Raw genomic sequence first — 5100 nt, 5'->3', positions numbered from 1 at the left:
ACTTGTTGTGTTTGCAAACTGATAAGTACTATAAAATTGCTCCTTTCGCACTATTTGTCAAAGTCATCCCATTGATAATTAATGATCTTTTCATGATGTTTGTCGATCTAAAAGATCTACACCCTTTCTCTTCCTTCGAATAAAATTCTAAGTTGCATTCCATAATTACTTTTTTCCGTACGGTTAATAGAGGAAACATTATATGAAAAGTGATGAGAACTCCCATCAAAGTGCTTTTTTTTGGTTTCTTTAACTAAGTCATAGAGTTCTTCTTGCCCAACTGCTGAGTAACCAAGTATTTTGAATTCGTTTTTGTTTTTAGGAGTTACTTTTATGTTAATGGGAATGTTTTCATAGTTTTCTGTAGTGAAGTTAACCAAAGAAATTTTAAATAAGCCTAATTTATCTTTTTCTATGTCATCAACGGTAAGAATAATTTTATTGGAAGGAAACTTTGGTTTAGAGAAATAATTTGCATCAAAATCTTGATGTAGGTCTAATTTGGTAATTTTTAGTTGCCCTGTGTATAAAAAATAACTCCCTGTAGTTGCAAAAATAGCACTTAATGCAAGTGCAACCAATATATTTTTCCAAATATTATTCATAATTGTAATTTTTCCTTGCATTTACATGTGATTTATTACGGTGCTTTAAAGTTAAGTTAAACGATTTTTTTATAACCTCATGTTTTAACAGAATATTATATTGCTTTGACTATGTTCGTAAAGTGAAAAAACTCTGCTTTTGTTTTAAGAAGAATGTTATTTAAAATAAGCTAGAAAGTAACTTGTAAAGAGGGCATTACTGCTCACCAGCATTTTCAAGAGGATTTTTACTAATAGCATCTTCCAAATGAGTAGGTGCAAAGTGGGCGTAGCGCATGGTGTCTTTGATATCTGAATGCCCTAGGATTTCTTTCAATACTAAGATGTTTCCACCATTCATCATAAAGTGGCTGGCGAAGAACATGGGTCATTTGTCCTTCTGGTAATTGAATTCGAGTACGTTTTACAGCTTCTTGAAATGATTTACGGCATGGCCGAAACAGATTACCTCGAACTCTTGGTAACTCTGAAGCTAAGCTTTTAGAAATAGGGACAGTCCGATTTTTCTTCCCCTTAGTCTTAATGAAAGTGATTCGGTTATTGGCTATTTGATTTCCAGTTAACCCTTCGGCTTCAGACCACCTTGCGCCAGTAGCAAGGCAGACTTTAACAACCGTGATTAGATGTTCATACTTGGCATTCCGGCACTCTTCAAGCAGTAAAGGTATTTCTTCGGGGTAAAGAAACGCTAACTCTTGTTCAGCAATTTTAAATGGGCTTAAGCCATCAAGTGGGTTAGGTAGCTTCCATTCACCAAGCTTTTTAAGTTCACTGAAAACAGCGTTAAGATAGGCTTGTTCATGGTTAACTGTATTCGGTTTAACGCAAAACTTGTTGCCTTGCATATCTTCAATTTCACCATCTAATCTCATTTGTCTATAGTGAGCAAAATCGTTAACAGTCAACTTACTAGCGATGGGATCACCAAGACCATTACAGATTAGTTGAAGCTTCTTTAAACGGTTTGCTGGTTCAGCTAGTTGTTGACCGTGAAGATCATGCCAGAGCTGGATGAGTTCAGATAGCTTTCGATTGTCGGTCTTTTCACCAAGCCAAGGTTTATCTTCAACTTTGCTTTGAATGTGCTTCTCAAAAGCAAGTGCTTCACCACGAGTAGCAAAGCGCTTGCGAATACGTTTGCTTTCTCTGCCAGATAATCGAATATCTAATTTCCAAGGCTGATCACTGCCATCTTTTAGGTTGATAATAGCCATAGCTACAAATACTCAACATTATTACTAGGTGATAGCTATTAAAACTTGATGGGCGAATATTGTTGTATGTTTAAATTTTCAAAAATATACATACGCATAAACTCAGGTGGAGACATCAACAAGCTCTGATTCAAATATTCTCTTCTAGATATGCATCATACCTTTTTTTGGCTGAATCACGTTTAAGAATGGCATTTCTTATTGAGGCAGGGTAAACCGATAGTGATTGGCAATAAGAATCCCAGTAAATTCCGCTAATTTCATTTGGGTGATGAGGAGTGTCATTTTTCACAAGCTCTAATGCTTGCTCTGTTGTAAAGCATTTTTTATTGCTTTCTATATCCGATATTGAATTGACAATACCGATACCGTTTTCAACTAAGATGACATATGGTTGTAGAGTAAGGCAGATTGGATCAAATTGGTTCCATCGAAGCAGTTCAATTCTGCCATCTCTGTTTTTTACGAATCGAAACAAGTCTTTATCGAACATACCTAGCTCAGCAAAAAAGTCTCTGGGAGGAGCATAGCCTAAAACTTCTTGCCTCCAATTAATGTAATCCTCGCTATGAGCAGCGGGGTTAAACTTTTTACTACGCTTTAGATCAATACAGATATCAATGTCACCAAATCTATCACCATCTCTAGCTAGACTGCCTACCAAAGCCGCTTTTTCAATTTGATAATACTCACTGTACTCGTTATTCCAAAACTGGATTCTTTCGAGCAGACCGAGTAATTTTTTATGAGCGACTGGCTTAGTGAGCTTAGTTTTATAAAACTTGGGCAAAGATCCCCCCTCTGACTTAACTTAGAAATTCATTGTGTATCAAAGTCAATAAGTTAAGTGGAATAGGAGGGGCAGTAAAATTAATAATTGTTTATTATTTAAGCCTATAGGTGTAGGAATGCTTAACTCGCATTAATCTAAAATGAGATCAAACGTCATATAGAATGTAACGTTTGATCGTTCTTCACTGGAATGTTAGTCCGATATCTTAGTCTTCTTATCTGCTCGCCAAATTAGAATGCAAAGCATAAGTAAATAAATTGGCATTTCTACATAAGTATCATAGGTAAGCCACATATCTTCCGACAATTGTGTAGCAACAGCGTAGTTAATAGCAGCCATGCATAATCCAATAACTGCAAGTCCCAACACGAAAAATTGATATTTGATTTGTTTGTTTACATAGCGTTCAAAGCGAGCGCCAAAATAACAACCTTTATTGAAAATGCCATCGACGATTAATGCTGAGGCACTAATTATCCCCATAAAGGTACCTTTTAACTGTACTAGGGCTTCGCTTTGGAATCCTATTGAAAATAGAGCAGATATTAAGAGCATAACAGTACCAAATACAGCGAATCCTCCAAGCAAATCTACTTTTACAAAGCGCTGTATCACGACAAGCATTAGGCCTAAGGAAACCCCTGTAAAGGCAGCTAAGGTTAAATCTCCCGTTATTTTGGCTACCATAAAGAATGCTGCGCCGATGCCAATATCAGCAAGAAGAGAAGGTTTGTTTTTTTTCCACTGTTCTTTTTGCTGCTGCCTTTTTTCATCAGCTTCAGGAGAGCTGTCAGAAATACCTAAGCTTTCTAGCTTATCGGTTGCAAAGTGAATGTCTTTTTCTGGGTGGCTTGCATAAACTAAGGTGTCGTTATCTCTAACTTCGATACCGACATTTAACCAATTATAGTATCCCACCGAAACAACAAGTTTTTGTGAATGGCTTGGAGATTGAAATTTATGTTTAACTACTTTGAAGTCGCCATCAAACGAATGAGTGCACTCATCAATTAAGGAGCCGTTACAATATAGCTGTGACGTATAAGTTGTAAGCGAACAGAAGTATTTCACTTCATAATTATTTCCTTCGTAATGAAACGGCCTTTTATAAGTCCATAATCTAAATGCCATCCTGTATATCCTTTCCCTTTTTTATTAATAAGTTCTTCTATGTTCGGTTGGTAAAGTGTCAAAGCAGTTCAAAAATCTCTTCAACAGATACTTCAAAAAACTTTGCCAAATTCAAGGCTATAACCACCGATGGAGTAAACCTTCCAGTTTCTATCGTGCTTATGGTCTTTCTTGAAACACCAATCTCGTCGGCCAACTGCTGCTGAGAAAGCTTCCTGCGTGACCGTAATTTTGCAATGTTATTGTCTAATTTATTACTCACAGTCGATTTCATCTGATTGCTTTAGCTCCCATATAATTGAAGAGCCATAAGTTAGGAAACCAAGCCCCATACTAAGTTTGCTGAATGATTGTATGCTCATAGAAGAAATGGCCTCTGGCAATAAAGAATCCAGCCAAATAACAGACAACAAAAACACTCCTAAAACACCTAATGCGTAATAAGCAGCCTTAAGATTAACAGCATTAAAGTATTCGTCTTGGAACCGACCTAACCATACATCTCTAATGTCCCATGTAGAAATTAAGATATGAGAAAGCAGATTCAGCATAGTAATAATCAAAACAAGGTAAACGACTATACTGAAAATGAAAAATATTGGATGAGCATCTTTTAATTCATTCCATGAATGATCAAATATTTCAAGAGAAAACAGAGCGCTAACTATGATTGAAAGCCATGCAATTTTTTTCAAAAACTTTTCTTCATTTACTGGTGTTGATAGTTTCCACATAATTCTTCCTTAAATATTTATGGTACCTTCAGGTATCATTTGTAACCCTAGGGTATCTCTTGATACCTTAAGGTGTCAATGTCGGTTTAAAAAATTTTGTTACTTTTGGGTTTAGAGTTCTAAATTATTCAACCTCACTAGAACAAGAAAACAAGTGTTCTGCCCCGATATGAGACTGCACTGTTAGATGAAAACCTTAATATCTTCAAAGTGCTAAGGTAGTATTCTCCTTTGACTTGTTTATTGCCAAATTGAGAAGGGATCAATGGAATGAAGCTTAAAACTATAGTTTTAACAGGGTGTTTGAGCACGATTCTCTATGCAGCGATAGGGGCTGTATTTTTAAGATACAATATTAACCCAGTGCTTTTCCCTGCTATTCACGTTGAAGAGGGCACTAACGAAAATCGAAAAGTAGTTGTTGGTTCTAATCGCTCCGAAGTTGTGTCAAGGCTTTATGGAGGTGAAAACCCTTCTTGTGTCGTTGTTTTTTCTGTGCATATTCCAGCCAAAGTGGATCAGTAATTCCGGCTCAAGTGGATCACCTATTCCAGTTATAAATGGATCACTGATTCCAGTCTAACCTGGATCACTTTTGCCAATATTCCGGAATCGGTGATCCA

Annotated in this window: 7 protein-coding genes; 1 reads left to right on the top strand and 6 read right to left on the bottom strand. The window is 36.4% G+C overall.

The window, feature by feature from the left end:
- Positions 1 to 116 precede the first annotated feature (116 nt).
- From D5018_RS20555 to D5018_RS20530, 6 genes are all read right to left on the bottom strand, one after another.
- Positions 117 to 605: a hypothetical protein gene (locus tag D5018_RS20555; RefSeq protein WP_121840847.1), complete on the bottom strand. Its 489-nt coding sequence runs from the start codon at positions 603 to 605 to the stop codon at positions 117 to 119.
- A 230-nt stretch (positions 606 to 835) separates the two neighbouring features.
- Positions 836 to 1819: a phage integrase gene (locus D5018_RS20550; protein ID WP_243637483.1), complete on the bottom strand. Its 984-nt coding sequence runs from the start codon at positions 1817 to 1819 to the stop codon at positions 836 to 838.
- A 130-nt stretch (positions 1820 to 1949) separates the two neighbouring features.
- Complete coding sequence (locus tag D5018_RS20545) at positions 1950 to 2609, bottom strand: hypothetical protein (protein ID WP_121840846.1); 660 nt, start codon at positions 2607 to 2609, stop codon at positions 1950 to 1952.
- A gap of 195 nt (positions 2610 to 2804) precedes the next feature.
- Entirely contained in the window at positions 2805 to 3743 is a 939-nt protein-coding gene (locus D5018_RS20540) for a hypothetical protein (RefSeq protein ID WP_121840845.1), read from the bottom strand.
- Between the two features lie 58 nt (positions 3744 to 3801).
- Positions 3802 to 4005: a helix-turn-helix transcriptional regulator gene (locus tag D5018_RS20535; RefSeq protein ID WP_243637482.1), complete on the bottom strand. Its 204-nt coding sequence runs from the start codon at positions 4003 to 4005 to the stop codon at positions 3802 to 3804.
- Positions 3998 to 4477, bottom strand: coding sequence for a hypothetical protein (locus tag D5018_RS20530; RefSeq protein WP_121840843.1), 480 nt, complete (start codon positions 4475 to 4477; stop codon positions 3998 to 4000). The genes D5018_RS20535 and D5018_RS20530 overlap by 8 nt, the downstream gene beginning before the upstream one ends.
- A 270-nt stretch (positions 4478 to 4747) precedes the next feature.
- Between D5018_RS20530 and D5018_RS20525 the strand changes: the two genes are divergently transcribed.
- On the top strand, positions 4748 to 5002 hold the full coding sequence (locus tag D5018_RS20525) for a hypothetical protein (protein ID WP_121840842.1): 255 nt from the start codon (positions 4748 to 4750) through the stop codon (positions 5000 to 5002).
- Positions 5003 to 5100: the final 98 nt, after the last annotated feature.

This window comes from Parashewanella curva, assembly GCF_003675895.1.
Taxonomy (GTDB): Bacteria; Pseudomonadota; Gammaproteobacteria; order Enterobacterales; family Shewanellaceae; genus Parashewanella; species Parashewanella curva.
Note: the sequence above shows the minus strand (reverse complement) of the source record. Positions and strands in the feature narration are given on the sequence as shown.